Annotated in this window: 20 protein-coding genes; 7 read left to right on the top strand and 13 right to left on the bottom strand. The window is 52.9% G+C overall.

Translation table 11 applies throughout. The features are described from left to right. Both GTGU_RS01830 and chaB read right to left on the bottom strand, forming a co-directional pair. On the bottom strand, positions 1-278 hold a 278-nt coding region (locus GTGU_RS01830; RefSeq protein ID WP_211252858.1), incomplete at its 3' end, for a gamma-glutamylcyclotransferase. A 149-nt stretch (positions 279-427) separates the two neighbouring features. After that, complete coding sequence (gene chaB / locus GTGU_RS01825) at positions 428-658, bottom strand: putative cation transport regulator ChaB (protein ID WP_038153796.1); 231 nt, start codon at positions 656-658, stop codon at positions 428-430. Between the two features lie 281 nt (positions 659-939). On the opposite strand from chaB, the gene chaA reads away from it, so the two are divergent. After that, entirely contained in the window at positions 940-2040 is a 1101-nt protein-coding gene (chaA, locus tag GTGU_RS01820) for a sodium-potassium/proton antiporter ChaA (protein ID WP_038153795.1), read from the top strand. A gap of 41 nt (positions 2041-2081) precedes the next feature. On the opposite strand, the gene kdsA is transcribed toward chaA, so the two are convergent. The 6 genes from kdsA to hemA are packed head-to-tail and all read right to left on the bottom strand — an operon-like array spanning position 2082 to position 7389. Then, positions 2082-2936, bottom strand: coding sequence for a 3-deoxy-8-phosphooctulonate synthase (gene kdsA, locus GTGU_RS01815; protein WP_038153793.1), 855 nt, complete (start codon positions 2934-2936; stop codon positions 2082-2084). Between the two features lie 39 nt (positions 2937-2975). Next, a complete protein-coding gene (gene sirB1 / locus GTGU_RS01810) occupies positions 2976-3785 on the bottom strand; it encodes an invasion regulator SirB1 (protein WP_038153792.1) in 810 nt (269 codons plus the stop codon). Between the two features lie 3 nt (positions 3786-3788). Next, the gene (gene sirB2 / locus GTGU_RS01805; protein WP_038153790.1) at positions 3789-4181 is read right to left on the bottom strand and encodes an invasion regulator SirB2; all 393 of its coding nucleotides are present in this window, start codon (positions 4179-4181) and stop codon (positions 3789-3791) included. Further along, on the bottom strand, positions 4178-5008 hold the full coding sequence (gene prmC, locus GTGU_RS01800) for a peptide chain release factor N(5)-glutamine methyltransferase (protein ID WP_038153787.1): 831 nt from the start codon (positions 5006-5008) through the stop codon (positions 4178-4180). Before prmC ends, sirB2 begins: the two co-directional genes overlap by 4 nt. After that, positions 5008-6090, bottom strand: coding sequence for a peptide chain release factor 1 (prfA, locus tag GTGU_RS01795; protein WP_038153786.1), 1083 nt, complete (start codon positions 6088-6090; stop codon positions 5008-5010). Before prfA ends, prmC begins: the two co-directional genes overlap by 1 nt. Before the next feature lie 42 nt (positions 6091-6132). Beyond that, positions 6133-7389 (bottom strand): glutamyl-tRNA reductase, encoded by a 1257-nt coding sequence (gene hemA, locus GTGU_RS01790; RefSeq protein ID WP_038153785.1) that lies wholly within the window; start codon positions 7387-7389, stop codon positions 6133-6135. 211 nt (positions 7390-7600) lie between these two features. Between hemA and lolB the strand changes: the two genes are divergently transcribed. The 4 genes from lolB (at position 7601) to dauA (ending at position 11965) form a co-directional block, all read left to right on the top strand. Then, a complete protein-coding gene (gene lolB, locus GTGU_RS01785) occupies positions 7601-8221 on the top strand; it encodes a lipoprotein insertase outer membrane protein LolB (RefSeq protein ID WP_156963998.1) in 621 nt (206 codons plus the stop codon). Beyond that, positions 8218-9069, top strand: a complete 852-nt coding sequence (gene ispE / locus GTGU_RS01780) for a 4-(cytidine 5'-diphospho)-2-C-methyl-D-erythritol kinase (RefSeq protein WP_038153784.1) — start codon at positions 8218-8220, stop codon at positions 9067-9069. The genes lolB and ispE overlap by 4 nt, the downstream gene beginning before the upstream one ends. Positions 9070-9197: 128 nt before the next feature. Further along, positions 9198-10145, top strand: a complete 948-nt coding sequence (gene prs, locus GTGU_RS01775) for a ribose-phosphate diphosphokinase (RefSeq protein WP_001518537.1) — start codon at positions 9198-9200, stop codon at positions 10143-10145. A gap of 128 nt (positions 10146-10273) precedes the next feature. Then, positions 10274-11965, top strand: coding sequence for a C4-dicarboxylic acid transporter DauA (gene dauA / locus GTGU_RS01770; protein ID WP_072011885.1), 1692 nt, complete (start codon positions 10274-10276; stop codon positions 11963-11965). A gap of 36 nt (positions 11966-12001) precedes the next feature. Here the strand turns inward: dauA and ychH are convergent, their stop codons facing one another. After that, positions 12002-12277 (bottom strand): stress-induced protein YchH, encoded by a 276-nt coding sequence (ychH, locus tag GTGU_RS01765; protein ID WP_038153779.1) that lies wholly within the window; start codon positions 12275-12277, stop codon positions 12002-12004. 265 nt (positions 12278-12542) lie between these two features. Between ychH and pth the strand changes: the two genes are divergently transcribed. Together pth and ychF are read left to right on the top strand one after the other, a co-directional pair. Then, complete coding sequence (gene pth, locus GTGU_RS01760) at positions 12543-13127, top strand: aminoacyl-tRNA hydrolase (protein WP_038153777.1); 585 nt, start codon at positions 12543-12545, stop codon at positions 13125-13127. A gap of 116 nt (positions 13128-13243) precedes the next feature. Then, positions 13244-14335 carry a redox-regulated ATPase YchF gene (gene ychF, locus GTGU_RS01755; protein ID WP_038153776.1) on the top strand — a complete coding sequence of 364 codons (1092 nt, stop codon included), beginning with the start codon at positions 13244-13246 and terminating at the stop codon, positions 14333-14335. Positions 14336-14467: 132 nt separating this feature from the next. On the opposite strand, the gene GTGU_RS01750 is transcribed toward ychF, so the two are convergent. From GTGU_RS01750 to GTGU_RS26825, 4 genes are all read right to left on the bottom strand, one after another. Continuing rightward, positions 14468-14935 (bottom strand): VasL domain-containing protein, encoded by a 468-nt coding sequence (locus GTGU_RS01750; RefSeq protein ID WP_084222732.1) that lies wholly within the window; start codon positions 14933-14935, stop codon positions 14468-14470. A 458-nt stretch (positions 14936-15393) separates the two neighbouring features. Further along, complete coding sequence (gene ykgO / locus GTGU_RS24220; RefSeq protein ID WP_072011883.1) at positions 15394-15534, bottom strand: type B 50S ribosomal protein L36; 141 nt, start codon at positions 15532-15534, stop codon at positions 15394-15396. A gap of 2 nt (positions 15535-15536) precedes the next feature. Further along, positions 15537-15797 (bottom strand): type B 50S ribosomal protein L31, encoded by a 261-nt coding sequence (locus GTGU_RS01745; protein WP_038153773.1) that lies wholly within the window; start codon positions 15795-15797, stop codon positions 15537-15539. Between the two features lie 138 nt (positions 15798-15935). Then, the coding region (locus tag GTGU_RS26825) for an autotransporter outer membrane beta-barrel domain-containing protein (protein ID WP_156963996.1) at positions 15936-16080 on the bottom strand (145 nt) is incomplete at its 5' end.

Genomic DNA, 16080 nt, shown 5'->3' with positions numbered 1-16080 from the left:
CCAGGCTGACAGGCGGTTCCCCGCCCGGCGGTCAGACGCAGACAAAATGCACGGTGCCAGCCCACCAGTGTGCCGGTACAGGATTCCGTAAAATCCAGCGCCGGGTTCCACATTAATGAACCGTAACCAAAAATCCATACCGGCCCATCATCTGGTCGACAGGCCAACGTCGCCGCTAATGACGCCGCACGTTGTTCCGATGACCAGAGTAGCGATTCCTCAATAGAACCAAAAGCCGTTTTACAATCGGCTTTCATTAAGAAATCACGCGTTAACAATTTTAACCTCCACCACTGCCTGCTTCCCTGCAACATCTTATTTTCGCCATCCCGGCGCATTGCTGAATTATTATCCAGCATTTGATGAAGATAAACAATTAACGGTACGGTGGCAAGGCCATAAAAGTTAAAATAAGAGTTTGTGATATTTATTTCTTTTTATGCCATTTATCGTCATCACCTTTTTCATAGTCGTGCTTCACCGCAGCCCACGCGACCTTGTGCGCTGTCTCCTCGCGGCTGGCGTCGTCGCGGCGTTCAGACTTGTCCTTGTACTGGTCCCAGGCGCTATTGAACGCTTCTTTATAAATATCCTGCGCATGAGATGGCAAAACATGTTTTACGCTGTCTGGCAAATCGCTTTTACTTTTATATGGCATGGTCATCTCCACATGTAGTCAGGGAATATTAAGCCTGGGACAAATTCCCTTTCATTTCCAGGGAGAAAGGTTGCTTAATTTAAGATTAAGATAATTCTCTGTAATCTAAACCTAAATTAAACAGAATGAGAAAATATGCCGTAAGTTAAGTGTAATAAACACCGACGGGTAAATTTGAGTAAAAACGCAACGTATTTGAAAGAAACTCTGTTATTTTAGCGGCTTACGTCATCTATAATTAGATCAATTTAGCAAAATACCTGCATTAATGGAGATGGTTCATGACCCATGCACATGAGGCGGTAAAGACCCGCCACAAGGAGACGTCGCTCATTTTCCCGGTGCTGGCGCTGGCAGTGCTGCTGTTTCTCGGAAGCAGCCAGTCACTGCCAGTGATCATCGGGATTAACCTTCTGGCGCTGGTCGGTATCTTAAGCAGCGCATTCAGTGTCGTACGTCATGCCGACGTGCTGGCACACCGCCTTGGCGAACCTTATGGTTCACTGATTTTAAGCCTTTCCGTCGTTATTCTTGAAGTCAGCCTGATTTCCGCATTAATGGCGACCGGCGACGCCGCGCCAACGCTGATGCGCGACACGCTCTATTCTATCATTATGATTGTCACCGGCGGTCTGGTCGGTTTTTCACTGCTGCTTGGTGGACGTAAATTTGCCACTCAGTATATGAATCTGTTTGGCATCAAACAGTATCTGATTGCTCTTTTCCCGCTGGCAATCATTGTGCTGGTGTTCCCGATGGCATTGCCCGGCGGCAATTTCAGCATCGGTCAGTCTCTGCTGGTCGCCGCAATCTCTGCTGCGATGTATGGTGTTTTCCTGCTGATTCAGACGAAAACGCACCAAAGCCTGTTTGTTTACGAGCATGAAGACGACAGCGACGATGACGATCCCCATCATGGCAAACCCTCGGCCCACGGCAATCTGTGGCATACCGCCTGGCTGATTATTCATCTGGTAGCGGTGATTGCAGTGACCAAAATGAACGCGAATCCACTGGAAGCGCTGCTGACCTCCATGAACGCGCCAGTGGCTTTTACCGGTTTCCTGGTGGCGCTGCTGATCCTCTCCCCGGAAGGACTGGGGGCGCTGAAAGCGGTGCTGAACAATCAGGTACAACGGGCGATGAATCTCTTCTTCGGTTCCGTGCTGGCAACCATTTCACTGACGGTGCCGGTGGTGACGCTTATTGCCTTTATGACCGGCAATGATCTCCACTTTGCTTTGGGCGCGCCGGAGATGATTGTGATGGTGGCGTCGTTGGTACTGTGCCAGATCTCCTTCTCCACCGGTCGCACGAATGTACTGAACGGTGCGGCGCATCTGGCGCTGTTTATCGCCTATCTGATGACGATATTTGCATAACGGACGCAGAGACAAAAAACCCCGCGAAGCGGGGTTTATTATTAGTGGCTGGTGTCCAGTTCGTCGAAGCTTTTCACCAGATCGTCAATTGCTTTGATCTGTTTCAGGAACGGTTCAAGCTTATCAAGCGGCAGTGCGGACGGACCGTCGCATTTCGCGTGATCCGGATCCGGATGCGCTTCAATGAACAGCCCGGCCAGGCCGGTCGCCATCCCGGCGCGAGCCAGTTCCGTCACCTGCGCACGACGACCACTGGAAGCCGCACCAAACGGGTCGCGGCACTGCAGCGCGTGGGTCACGTCAAAAATCACCGGCGCGTTGCCAGAAACTTTCTTCATCACGCTAAAGCCCAGCATATCAACCACCAGGTTGTCGTAACCGAAGTTTGCACCGCGATCGCAGAGGATCACCTGCTCGTTGCCGCCTTCACGGAATTTATCCACGATGTTGCCCATCTGCCCTGGGCTGACGAACTGCGGTTTCTTCACGTTGATGATGGCACCGGTTTTCGCCATCGCTTCGACCAGATCGGTCTGACGCGCGAGAAACGCCGGTAACTGAATCACATCGACAACATCCGCTACTGGCTGCGCCTGGGATGCTTCATGAACGTCAGTAATGACTTTCACACCGAAGGTCTGTTTCAGTTCCTGGAAAATCTTCATCCCCTCTTCGAGGCCCGGGCCACGGTAGGAATGAATAGAGGAACGGTTTGCCTTATCAAAAGAGGCTTTAAACACGTACGGGATGCCCAGCTTCTGGGTGACGGTCACATAGTGTTCGCATATACGCATGGCGAGATCGCGGGATTCCAGCACGTTCATACCACCAAACAGCACGAACGGCAGGTCATTTGCTACGTTGATATCGCCAATGCTTACCACTTTTTGTTTCATAGGATCGCCTTATCAGGGGTTAACCGGATTCATTCCAGATTAATGCAATGTAATTTGTTTATGCGAAATCGTGTTGATTTGTGCGCGGATCATCTCGCTGATCGGATCTTCCGGGCACTGCTCCACAAAATAGCTTAAGTCCAGCAGTGCGACATGTTCGCACTCCAGCTGGGCGTAAATCAGTCCGCGGTCGCGGATTTCGTACGGATCTTCAGGGTTAAACTGCAGCAACACTTCGCTGGCCCGTAGCGCCAGCTCCATCTGTTGCTCTTCCATAAGCGCGGACTTCAACGTATCGAGTAATTTGCGAATAACTTCCGCGTTATCCGCTTCATCGAGATCTTCGTTGTACAGTTCCGCCACCGGGCCGATATTGCCTTTCAGCCATACTTCCAGCGTATGCTCGTCCAGCGTGTCACCATTGAACGGGTTAATCAGCCACATTTCGTCGGGATCAGTGTCGGCGCGCAAAATCAACTGGGTCGGGAAAATCACCGGCACAACCGGCAGCGACAGACGCTGCGCGACCCACAGGAAAATTGCGCCCAGCGATACCGCGCTGCCCTGACGATTCGCCAGCACCTGATCCAACCATAAGGCATCGGAAAGGCGATAAACACCCCGGGAATCGCTGAATCCCCAGTCGCCGTAAAACAATTCCAGCAACCGTTCCATCTGCCGGTTTTGCGTCCAGGCAGGGCTGATTTCTTCCTGCGCCAGGCTGACCAGTTGTTCCAGCTCGCGACTGACGTGCTGCGCGTGAAAATCGTCACGAATCAATTCAGAAATGAGGATCATTCCATCGCATAAAGGCGCGTTGTTAAATTCAAAATCGGCTAATGACCTCATGACCTACCCCAGTAACGGTACTTTAGTGATGGCGAGTTTAATGATGATGAACAGCACCACCAGCCCCAGCAGGAAAGCGATAAAACCCACCTGCTGGCTGCGCTGAAACCGACGTCCCAACGCGATAAAACCCAAAACGATGTAAATAATAACGCCAAACAGCTTTTCAGTCAGCCATGCCCCGTCTTCGGTGAAGGGCAGATAGTGCGTTATTGCGATAAGCCCGGCGCCGCTGAGTAGCAGCAGCGTATCGACAGCGTGTGGCAGCACTTTCACCCAACGCGCCGTCAACCGTGGGCTGCGCTGATATTTCCACCAGTAACGCAGCACAAACAGGCTGATGGACAGCCCTGCCGTCAGGATATGGATAGCCAGCACCACCGTGAAAATATTCACGCTTTTCTCCCCAGCGTCAGACGTTCATTGCCGCCGTAGTCACGGCAGGTTTCTACCGCCACGTAACCGGCCTCGGCAAAAAGCGCCCGTACCGCCGCGCCCTGCGTCCAGCCATGCTCGAGTAGCATCATGCCATCATGCAACAGGTAATGACGCCCTTCACGAATGATGTGCGCCAGATCAGCCAGACCGTGGTCGGCCGCTACCAGCGCGGTTTTCGGCTCGAAACGTACATCGCCCTGCGCCAGATGAGGGTCCTGCTCATCAATATAAGGCGGATTGCTGACGATCATTGCAAATGGCTGATCGGTCAGCGCCGTAAACCAGCTACTCTGTAACAGCGTGACGTTAGGAATGCCGAGATTCTCAGCATTACGTTGTGCCAGCGCGACCGCTTCCGGGATCACATCCACCGCGGTCACCTGGCAATCAGGGCGTTCACTTGCCAGCGCCAGCGCAATCGCGCCAGTCCCGGTACCTAAATCAAGGATGCGGCAACCGGACGCGGGAAGCCGAGCCAGCGCCTGTTCGACCAGACATTCGGTGTCCGGCCGCGGGATCAGCGTGGCAGGTGAAACAAACAGTGGCAGTGACCAGAATTCGCGCTGCCCCGTCAGATGCGCCACCGGCTCGCCACGTTCGCGGCGGACCAGCAACGCTTCCAGCGTGTCGAGCTGCGCCTGGCTGAGCGTGGTTTCATCAAACGCCAGAATATAAGTGCGCGCCTTGCCGGTCACATGACCAAGCAGGATCTCTGCATCCCGACGCGGACTTTCACTTGCAGCAAGACGAGCTATCGCCTGAACCAGCCACTGTTGAAACGTCATCATTCCTGCTCTGAAAGCGCTGCCAGCTGATCAGCCTGATATTCCTGCACGATCGGCTCAATCAGCATGTCCAGTTTGCCTTCGATCACTTCATCCAGACGGTATAACGTCAGGTTGATGCGGTGATCGGTCACGCGACCCTGCGGGAAGTTGTAGGTACGATTGCGATCGCTGCGATCGCCACTGCCTAACAGGTTGCGTCGTTCAGAGGCTTCCGCCTGCTGGCGTTTAGCGGCTTCAGCCGCACGAATGCGTGAGCCGAGTACCGACAGCGCTTTAGCTTTGTTTTTGTGCTGGGAACGCTCGTCCTGACACTCGACCACGATGCCGGTTGGCAGGTGGGTAATACGAATAGCGGAGTCGGTGGTGTTAACGTGCTGACCGCCCGCGCCCGAAGAGCGGAAGGTATCGATGCGCAGATCCGCCGGGTTGATGTCCGGCATTTCCGCTTCCGGCAGTTCCGGCATCACTGCAACCGTACAAGCGGAAGTATGAATACGCCCCTGAGATTCCGTCGCCGGCACACGCTGAACGCGATGGCCGCCGGATTCAAATTTCAGACAACCATAGACGCCGTCACCGCTAATTTTGGCGATCACCTCTTTGTAACCACCATGCTCGCCATCGCTGGCGCTCATGATTTCCACTCGCCAGCGCCGTGATTCGGCGTAGCGTGAATACATACGGAACAGATCACCGGCAAACAACGCGGCTTCATCTCCGCCGGTACCGGCGCGGACTTCGAGATAGGCATTACGTTCGTCGTCGGGATCTTTCGGCAGCAATAGCAACTGCAATTGTTGCTCCAGCGCTTCGCTTTTCTCTTTCGCGTCACGTAGCTCTTCTTGCGCCATTTCGCGCATTTCCGGGTCGTCGAGCATCATCTGTGCCGCGTCAATGTCATCCTGAACCTGACGCCAGTCGGTAAAACAACGTGAAACATCGCTAAGCTGTGCGTACTCACGCGACAGCGCCCGGAACCGCTCCTGGTCGGCGATGGTATCCGCATCGCCCAGCAGCGCCTGAACTTCTTCATGGCGCTCATGCAGAGCTTCCAGTTTAGCAACGATAGAAGGCTTCATAGGCGTAAATGCACCTTGTTATCAAATATAAAGTGAGGTGCGCTATTCCAGCCCGAGGCTGTTGCGCAGAATATGCAGGCGTTCGTCATCCCCGTCGCGGGCGGCCTGCTGAAGAGATTTGGTCGGGGTATGAATTAAGCGGTTGGTCAATTTTCTCGACAGATCCTGAATGATGGCCTGCGGATCGCCGCCCTGCTCCAGCGCACTCAGCGCTTTCGCAGTCAGCTCATCACGAACCTGATCGGCCTGGCTGCGGAAATCACGGATGGTTTCACTGGCGCTTTGCGCGCGCAGCCAGGCCATAAACTCGCTGGTTTCCTGCGCAACGATGCTTTCCGCCTGCACGGCAGCCGCCTGTCGCTGTGCCAGGTTGTGCTGAATAATATTCTGTAGATCATCCACGCTGTAGAGGTAGGCGTTGGCAAGTTTGCCGACTTCGGGTTCTACGTCACGCGGAACGGCGATATCCACCAACAGCATAGGCTGATTGCGGCGGGCTTTCAGGGCGCGCTCAACCATCCCTTTACCGATGATCGGCAGCGGGCTGGCGGTGGAACTGATTATAATATCGGCGTCTTTCAGACGTTCATCGACATCGCTCAGCGCTATCACTTCAGCGCCGACTTCATCCGCCAGCACCTGCGCGCGCTCCCGCGTCCGGTTGGCGATAATCATCTTCTGAACCCGGTGTTCACGCAGATGACGCGCCACCAGTTCGATGGTCTCCCCGGCACCAACCAGTAGCACCGTGACCGTGGAGAGTGATTCGAAGATCTGCCGCGCCAGTGTACAGGCCGCAAACGCCACCGACACCGCGCTGGCACCGATATCCGTTTCCGTGCGAACGCGTTTAGCGACGGAGAACGATTTCTGAAACATCCGTTCCAGGTCGCTGGCGTGAATATGCCCGCGACTGGAATCCGCGAACGCCTTCTTTACCTGACCGAGGATTTGCGGTTCGCCAAGCACCAGTGAATCCAGGCCGCTGGCAACGCGCATAAGATGGCGAACGGCATCGTTATCCTGATGCCAGTAGAGGCTGGTACGAAGATCGGACTCATTGAGATTATGGTAATCGCAAAGCCAGCGGATCAACGCTTCCTGCAAATTTCCCTGCTCTTCCACGCTGAGATAAAGCTCCGTGCGGTTGCAGGTCGAGAGCACTACACCGCCCTGCACCATCGGTTGCGCCAGCAGACTCTCCAGCGCCTGGTCAAGCGTATCCGGCGAAAACGAAACACGTTCTCGCAACGCGACCGGAGCTGTTTTGTGGTTGATGCCGAGAGCTAACAGGGTCATATGAGCGGGAGTAGTACCAGCGTTGATAAGGTTAGTCTGTATGCATCATACAGGATGCACGGTTCCAATAAAAGAGACTGCCCCTTTTGGCGTACTGGCCCGGGCCGCGAATTTTGTGAATTAAGACAACATGAACGTAGACGCTATTCATACACAACGCTAGCATAAAGGGTTAACAACGTTATGCAACGCACCTCAAGGATTTGTCACAATGATGCGCACGCCCCGACTGATTCACCTGCTGCCGCTGGCAGCACTGGTTCTCACCGCCTGCACCATCAATGCACCGAAAGGGCCGGGGAAAAGCCCTGACTCGCCGCAGTGGCGCCAGCACGAGCAGCAGGTCCGCCAGCTTAACCAGTACCAGACGCGTGGCGCGTTTGCGTATCTTTCCGATGAACAAAAAGTTTATGCTCGCTTTTTCTGGCAACAAACGGGACAGGATCGCTATCGTCTGCTGCTGACCAACCCGCTCGGCAGCACTGAACTTGAGCTGAACGCGCAACCCGGCAGCGTGGAATTAGTGGACAATAAAGGCCAGCATTACACTGACACCAACGCCGAAGAGATGATTGCTAAACTGACCGGCATGCCTATTCCGCTTAACAGCTTGCGCCAGTGGATCCTCGGCCTGCCCGGTGACGCCACCGATTATACGCTGGATGAGCAGTATCGCCTGAGCACGCTCAATTATCGCCAGAACGGCAAAAACTGGAAAGTCACTTACAGCAGCTACGACAGCAAAACGCACCCGGCATTGCCTTCTAATATGGAACTGACTGACGGCAGCCAGCGCATCAAGCTGAAAATGGATAACTGGATCGTCAAATGATGAGCCGCTGGCCTTCCCCTGCAAAACTGAACCTGTTTCTGTATATCACCGGACAACGCCCGGATGGTTACCATACCCTGCAGACGCTGTTTCAGTTTCTTGATTACGGCGACACCATCACCATCGAACCGCGTCAGGATGGTCAGCTTCGACTGCTGACGCCTGTCGACGGGGTGCCTGACGAGCAGAATCTGATTATTCGCGCCGCACGGCGGCTGATTGATGCCGCGCCTGCAGGCAGCGGTGCCGATATCAGTATCGACAAGCGGCTACCGATGGGCGGCGGTCTTGGTGGCGGCTCGTCCAACGCGGCGACGGTGCTCGTCGCCCTGAATCATCTCTGGAGTTGCGGGCTGTCCGGTGATGAACTTGCCGCGCGTGGCCTGACCCTCGGCGCGGATGTCCCGGTCTTTGTGCGTGGGCACGCCGCCTTCGCCGAAGGGATCGGCGAAGTACTCACCCCGGTGGATGTCCCTGAAAAATGGTACCTCGTCGCTCACCCGGGCGTCAGCATTCCTACCCCAGTGATTTTTGGCGATCCAGCGCTACCGCGAAATACACCTGTGCGGTCAATAGAAACGTTATTAAAATGTGAATTTGCCAACGATTGCGAGGTTATCGCAAGAAAACGTTTTCGCGAGGTTGATGCGGCGCTTTCCTGGCTGTTAGAATACGCGCCGTCGCGCCTGACTGGCACAGGAGCTTGTGTCTTTGCTGAATTTGACACTGAATCCGCCGCTCGTCAGGTGCTAGAGCAAGCCCCGGAATGGCTGCACGGCTTTGTGGCGCGAGGGATGAACACCTCTCCGTTGCAATACGCCATTTTGGAGCAGACTGAGTCACGGTGACAACGTCACTCTTGTTCCAGACGTTGCATCGCGCTCTTTAAATACACCGCCTGGATGAAACGGCGCCCGGCCCGCACAATTTTTGGCCCTTTTCATCCACCACTGGACGCATGCCTGAGGTTCTTCTCGTGCCTGATATGAAGCTTTTTGCTGGTAACGCTACCCCGGAACTAGCACAACGTATTGCCAACCGCCTGTACACTTCTCTTGGCGACGCCGCTGTAGGTCGTTTTAGTGACGGTGAAGTCAGCGTACAAATTAACGAAAACGTACGCGGTGGTGATATTTTCATCATCCAGTCCACTTGTGCCCCTACCAACGACAACCTGATGGAACTGGTTGTTATGGTCGATGCCCTGCGTCGTGCTTCCGCAGGCCGTATCACTGCTGTAATTCCTTACTTTGGTTATGCTCGTCAGGACCGCCGCGTGCGTTCCGCACGTGTACCAATCACCGCTAAAGTTGTCGCTGACTTCCTGTCGAGCGTTGGCGTTGACCGTGTACTGACCGTTGACCTGCATGCTGAACAGATCCAGGGCTTCTTTGATGTCCCGGTTGATAACGTATTTGGCAGCCCGATCCTGCTCGAAGATATGCTCCAGCTGAATCTGGATAACCCGATTGTGGTTTCTCCGGACATCGGCGGCGTGGTTCGTGCACGCGCTATCGCGAAACTGCTGAACGATACCGACATGGCAATCATCGACAAACGCCGTCCGCGCGCTAACGTTTCTCAGGTGATGCATATCATCGGTGACGTTGCCGGTCGCGACTGCGTGCTGGTTGACGACATGATCGATACCGGTGGTACGTTGTGTAAAGCGGCAGAAGCTCTGAAAGAGCGTGGTGCAAAACGCGTGTTCGCCTACGCTACACACCCGATCTTCTCTGGAAATGCGGCAAATAACCTGCGTAACTCTGTCATCGACGAAGTTGTGGTTTGTGATACCATCCCGCTAACGGATGAAATCAAAGCCCTGCCGAACGTGCGTACCCTGACGCTGTCCGGCATGCTGGCCGAAGCGATTCGTCGTATCAGCAACGAAGAATCGATTTCTGCCATGTTCGAACATTAATCGAACCCGGCCTGATAAAACCCGCTGCGGCGGGTTTTTTTGTCCGTGTTGACCATTTGTATGATTTATTAATTAACTGTTATTGCCTCCTTCACCTGCCATTGACATGACAGATGATGCGCTCACGGATGAAACAAATAGTGAACAAAGTGACTTCACATGTAATGCCTTTCCAGGCCCTCATCGATGCGTGCTGGAAAGAGAAATATACTCTGCCGCGCTTTACACGCGATCTGATTGCCGGGGTAACGGTCGGGATTATTGCGATCCCACTGGCAATGGCGCTGGCGATTGGTAGCGGTGTGGCGCCGCAATACGGTCTGTATACCTCTGCAGTGGCCGGGATTGTCATCGCCCTCGCGGGCGGTTCCCGCTACAGCGTTTCCGGCCCGACGGCAGCGTTTGTGGTGATCCTCTACCCGGTGTCTCAGCAATTTGGCCTTGCTGGTCTGCTGGTGGCGACGCTGATGTCTGGGGTTTTTCTCATCCTCTTTGGCCTCGCCCGCTTCGGTCGGTTGATCGAATATATTCCGTTATCGGTGACGCTGGGCTTTACATCAGGGATAGGTATCACCATCGGAACCATGCAAATCAAAGATTTTCTCGGTTTGCAGATCCCTCATATGCCGGAACACTATTTACAAAAACTCGGTGCGCTGGTGATGGCGCTGCCGAGTATTAATATTGGCGACGCGGCGATTGGCGTCGTCACGCTCGGCACGCTCATCGTCTGGCCGCGACTTGGCATCCGAGTGCCGGGACACCTTCCGGCACTACTGGCAGGCTGTGCGGTCATGGCTATGGTGAATATGCTGGGTGGTCAGGTCGCGACCATTGGCTCTCAGTTCCACTACGTTCTCGCCGATGGCTCGCAGGGCAACGGGATCCCGCAACTGTTGCCACAACTGGTGCTGCCATGGAATTTACCGGACTCTGAATTTACGCTGAGCTGGAATTCATTGCAGGCACTACTGCCTGCTGCTTTCTCGATGGCGATGCTCGGCGCTATCGAATCACTGCTTTGCGCCGTAGTGCTTGACGGCATGACCGGCACAAAGCACAAGGCTAACAGCGAGCTTATCGGTCAGGGAATGGGCAATATTGTCGCGCCGTTCTTCGGCGGGATTACCGCCACCGCTGCGATTGCCCGCTCAGCGGCGAACGTTCGTGCAGGCGCTACGTCGCCGATCGCTGCCGTCATTCATGCGGTGCTGGTGATTCTGGCGCTGCTGGCCCTCGCCCCGCTGCTCTCCTGGCTACCACTGTCCGCCATGGCTGCGTTACTGTTGATGGTGGCCTGGAACATGAGCGAGGCGCACAAGGTCGTTAACCTGCTGCGTCGCGCGCCAAAAGACGACATCATCGTCATGCTGATTTGTATGTCGCTGACGGTGCTGTTTGATATGGTCATCGCCATTAGCGTCGGCATCGTCCTCGCCTCGCTGCTGTTCATGCGCCGTATTGCCCGTATGACGCGCCTGGCGCCGGTTAATGTCGCCGTGCCTGACGATGTGCTGGTGCTGCGCGTGATCGGTCCGCTGTTCTTTGCGGCGGCGGAAGGATTATTTAATGATCTGGAATCGCGAATTGTCGGCAAACGTATTGTAGTACTGAAGTGGGATGCTGTGCCGGTACTGGATGCTGGCGGTCTCAACGCGTTTCAGCGTTTTGTCGATAAACTGCCGGAAGGCTGTGAACTGCGGGTATCTAACGTGGAATTCCAGCCGCTGCGCACCATGGCGCGCGCGGGGATCCAGCCGATTCCTGGTCGCCTGAGTTTCTACCCGAACCGGGACGCGGCGCTCGCGGACATCCTGTAAACAAAACGGCTCCCTCGGGAGCCGTGATTCATTTCGTTAGCTGTGTGGGTGCTGATCGCGACGGCAGCGTTTATCGTAGTGCCGTACCCACCAGTATTTGTCGGTGACTCTTTCATGCCCGCCGACACGTGCACCCGCCAGCCAGAGAATTGCGCCCAGGAAGATGCTCAATACGGCACCGTGGGCAAAAAACTGTGGCAAATTAAGTTGCGGAAGCTGGTTTAAAATGGAGTACCCTACTCCCACCACCATGACCACTAACCCCAGACCCATGAGCACGTTACCGAGCAGCGAAGCGTTTTTGCGTTTCATATGTCACCTCCGGAACTTGGGCTGAGAGGGAAAGCCCCTCTTATCCTTGTGTCTAAAGTATAGGCAACATACGAAACAGGGATTGCGTTAAGGATCACAATAACGAAGATATAGTCAACAAATCTTTACAATTAACTCGCTGAACTAATTGAAATTCTAATGGTTCAGCCGCGCAATTATCTCATTTTTTTGCGCTTCGTTTTGTCAACCGGCGCCGCAACCAGTAAACTACGCGCCAGATTTCGACCCATTCAGGATAAAAGACGTGACCATTAAGCTGATTGTCGGCCTGGCAAACCCCGGTGCCGAATACGCGGCAACGCGCCATAACGCAGGCGCCTGGTATGTAGATTTGCTGGCAGAACGCTATCGTGCTCCGCTGCGTGAAGAGCCGAAGTTCTTTGGCTACACCTCGCGTATTAACCTCTCCGGTGAAGATGTACGCCTGCTGGTGCCGACGACGTTTATGAATCTGAGCGGCAAGGCCGTTGCCGCGCTGGCGACGTTTTATCGCATCAATCCCGATGAAATTCTCGTCGCACACGACGAACTGGATCTTCCCCCTGGCGTGGCAAAATTTAAACTCGGTGGCGGTCACGGCGGCCATAATGGCCTGAAAGACATCATCAGTAAGCTGGGTAATAACCCCAACTTTTATCGCTTACGCGTCGGAATTGGCCATCCGGGCGATAAAAATAAAGTTGTCGGCTTTGTACTTGGCAAACCCCAAGCGGCAGAGCAGAAGTTGATTGACGAGGCGATTGACGAAGCGGCACGCTGCACTGAGATCTGGCTGAAAGACGGTCTGACCAAAGCCACCAACCGATTACATGCCTTTAAGGCGCAATAAGCGTCTTCAGGGCGGCAATTTGCCCAACCGCCGTGTATAATAGGCGAAGTTATTTATTTTTCTGCAATCTGTTCCCTGTAACAGATTGATTACCCAAAGATTAAGGTGATTTAAACATGGGATTCAAATGCGGTATCGTCGGTTTGCCAAACGTCGGCAAATCCACCCTGTTCAATGCGCTCACAAAAGCAGGTATTGAAGCGGCAAACTTTCCCTTCTGTACTATTGAGCCGAACACCGGTGTTGTGCCGATGCCCGATCCGCGTCTCGACAAACTGGCTGAAATTGTTAAGCCTCAGCGCATTCTACCGACCACCATGGAATTCGTTGACATCGCCGGTCTGGTGAAAGGCGCGTCCAAAGGTGAAGGTCTGGGCAACCAGTTTCTGACCAACATCCGTGAAACCGAAGCTATTGGTCACGTCGTGCGTTGTTTCGAAAATGACAACATCATTCACGTTGCCGGTAAAGTAGATCCTGCTGAAGATATTGATGTTATCAATACCGAACTGGCGCTCTCTGATCTCGAAGCGTGCGAGCGCGCGATTCACCGCATCTCCAAAAAAGCCAAAGGCGGCGATAAAGATGCCAAAGCTGAGCTGGCGGTGCTGGAGAAGTGCCTGCCGCAACTGGAAAACGCCGGTATGTTGCGTGCACTGGATCTGAGCAAAGAAGAAAAAGAAGCCATCCGCTACCTGAGTTTCCTGACGCTGAAACCGACCATGTACATCGCCAACGTCAACGAAGATGGTTTCGAAAACAACCCGTACCTGGACAAAGTACGTGAAATCGCTGAGAAAGAAGGTTCTGTCGTGGTACCCGTTTGTGCTGCGGTTGAATCAGACATCGCAGAACTCGACGACGAAGAGCGTGACGAGTTTATGGCGGAACTGGGTCTTGAAGAACCCGGGCTGAACCGTGTGATCCGCGCGGGTTATGCGCTGCTGAATCTGCAGACCTACTTCACCGCAGGTGTGAAAGAAGTCCGTGCCTGGACCATTCCGGTTGGCGCCACCGCGCCGCAGGCGGCAGGTAAAATCCATACAGACTTCGAAAAAGGCTTCATCCGCGCGCAGACCATCTCTTACGAAGATTTCATCACTTACAAAGGTGAACAGGGCGCGAAAGAAGCTGGTAAGATGCGCGCAGAAGGGAAAGACTACATCGTCAAAGATGGCGATGTCATGAACTTCCTGTTTAACGTCTAAATAAGATTTGTTGTCTCATTAGGTTTCGTTGAAACTTTTGAGAATTGCAAAAACCATTAAATCCACGCAATTGCGTGGATTTTTCTTTCCGTGCTGTTTCAAATAAACGCACGGATACTGACGTGATGATGTCTACTGTTGTTGAGTCATTGCAGCTCTGTCTGAAGTGACCATCATATAGGAATTATTCAACTGTCTGAGTTTAAGCGCAGTGCGGTTGAGTAAATCCTGTGACAGGGGCTGGTTTTGAGAGGTCGTTCGCAATTGTCGTATCAATTCTTCAGCCGGAACACCGTCGTTGAATGCTTTTGATATTGAAAATACCGTCGTTTTGAGTTCACTCACTGTCAGGTATTTCCCCTTCTGTTCGTCAAGCTGATTAAGTCTGTCCTGCAATTTTTGAAGTTCAGTAAATCCCTTGTGCCACCCGGTCAGGCTGGTATCAGGTAGAGAATTTGCAATCAGCTTTGATTGCCAGCGTGCTGAAATCTTTTCTGACAGTTCGGAATCAGGATAAAGATGACGGGTTTGTTCCACCAGTTGCGTTCCATATTGCAAAGGCCAGTAAGGCGGAAATTCCCTATATCCATGAACTGTAATTAATCTATACGAGGCTTCTTGTCAAAAACATAATAAAGCAAACGACAATAAAAGATCAAATAAATAGATTTTGATCCAACGATAAGAAAATCCTTAAATATTTTTCGTTGTTTTGTAACTTTTTCTTTCAACACTCCATCCATTCCCTCCTGATAAAACCAACCTTTTTCTTGTAACCAGCTGTTTAATATTGACACCCGATGAATAAATTGGCAGTTAATAATTATATGAGTTTATGTTTCTTTATTGATAGAAATTGCTTTAATTCATTTCAAATGCGAGATGAACAATTCACAAAAGATATAGAAATAAATTCATCATTTATCTTGCGAATAATAAATAAGGATTAATTCTTTTAATCAGGTAGGTTTATTTCCGAGTCTTGAATTACCCTTGCTTGCCGTCAATGGCGACGGGAAACAAGGGTATTCCCTGGAAAGCTGGCGAGATCCGGCTGGTTAGTGTCTTTTCTTTCGCCCCTGCACGGCCTTGAAGCGAGGATTACTTTTACAGATAACGTACAAACGCCCTTTCCGTTTGACGATCTGGCAGTCCGGGTGGCGCTGTTTCGCGCGCTTAAGCGAATTCAGTACCTGCATCTTCAGCCCCGCTTCGCATTCAGAAAACCGCTAAAACGCGCTTTAAACCGCGATGCGCTGCCTTCCGTTGCAAAAGACTTCTGCTTCCCGGTGTAATACGGGTGAGATTTCGCAGAAACATCAAGGGTGACATAAGGGTATGTCACCCCCTCCAGTTCAATCTCCCGTTCAGTTTTAATGGTCGAACCAACTTTGAAGTACTCGTCCACGCTGGTGTCGTGAAAAACCACGGTACGATAATGCGGGTGGATATCTGGTTTCATGGCTTACCTTTTGTTGTTACGTTATAACATTCAATAACTGTAAGCCTGATCGCAACAAAGATCAACACTACTCGTGTCGGGGGTAAACGCGGCCCATAAAAAAAGCGGCCGAAGCCGCTTGATATCACACAGTTTTTATCAGAATGAGGCTTTAATACCAATCATCGCCGCGGTATCGCTGTAGCCTTTGTCACCGATCTGCTGACCGACGTTACCCCACAGGGTGACGTTCTTCGTCAGCTGACCTTCTACACCGGCTTTCAGTTCACCAATATTGCGGGCC

It is taken from the genome of Trabulsiella guamensis ATCC 49490 (genome assembly GCF_000734965.1).
Taxonomy (GTDB): domain Bacteria; phylum Pseudomonadota; class Gammaproteobacteria; order Enterobacterales; family Enterobacteriaceae; genus Trabulsiella; species Trabulsiella guamensis.
Note: the sequence above shows the minus strand (reverse complement) of the source record. Positions and strands in the feature narration are given on the sequence as shown.

Bases quoted from the DNA above. Each gene is read 5' to 3' on its own strand.
- chaA (WP_038153795.1), top strand. From the start codon at position 940: ATGACCCATGCACATGAGGCGGTAAAGACCCGCCACAAGGAGACGTCG.
- ykgO (WP_072011883.1), bottom strand. From the start codon at position 15,534: ATGCAGGTACTGAATTCGCTTAAGCGCGCGAAACAGCGCCACCCGGAC.
- prfA (WP_038153786.1), bottom strand. From the start codon at position 6,090: ATGAAGCCTTCTATCGTTGCTAAACTGGAAGCTCTGCATGAGCGCCAT.
- chaB (WP_038153796.1), bottom strand. From the start codon at position 658: ATGCCATATAAAAGTAAAAGCGATTTGCCAGACAGCGTAAAACATGTT.
- ychH (WP_038153779.1), bottom strand. From the start codon at position 12,277: ATGAAACGCAAAAACGCTTCGCTGCTCGGTAACGTGCTCATGGGTCTG.
- dauA (WP_072011885.1), top strand. From the start codon at position 10,274: ATGAAACAAATAGTGAACAAAGTGACTTCACATGTAATGCCTTTCCAG.
- lolB (WP_156963998.1), top strand. From the start codon at position 7,601: ATGATGCGCACGCCCCGACTGATTCACCTGCTGCCGCTGGCAGCACTG.
- GTGU_RS01745 (WP_038153773.1), bottom strand. From the start codon at position 15,797: ATGAAACCAGATATCCACCCGCATTATCGTACCGTGGTTTTTCACGAC.
- ispE (WP_038153784.1), top strand. From the start codon at position 8,218: ATGATGAGCCGCTGGCCTTCCCCTGCAAAACTGAACCTGTTTCTGTAT.
- ychF (WP_038153776.1), top strand. From the start codon at position 13,244: ATGGGATTCAAATGCGGTATCGTCGGTTTGCCAAACGTCGGCAAATCC.
- sirB1 (WP_038153792.1), bottom strand. From the start codon at position 3,785: ATGAGGTCATTAGCCGATTTTGAATTTAACAACGCGCCTTTATGCGAT.
- prmC (WP_038153787.1), bottom strand. From the start codon at position 5,008: ATGACGTTTCAACAGTGGCTGGTTCAGGCGATAGCTCGTCTTGCTGCA.
- kdsA (WP_038153793.1), bottom strand. From the start codon at position 2,936: ATGAAACAAAAAGTGGTAAGCATTGGCGATATCAACGTAGCAAATGAC.
- hemA (WP_038153785.1), bottom strand. From the start codon at position 7,389: ATGACCCTGTTAGCTCTCGGCATCAACCACAAAACAGCTCCGGTCGCG.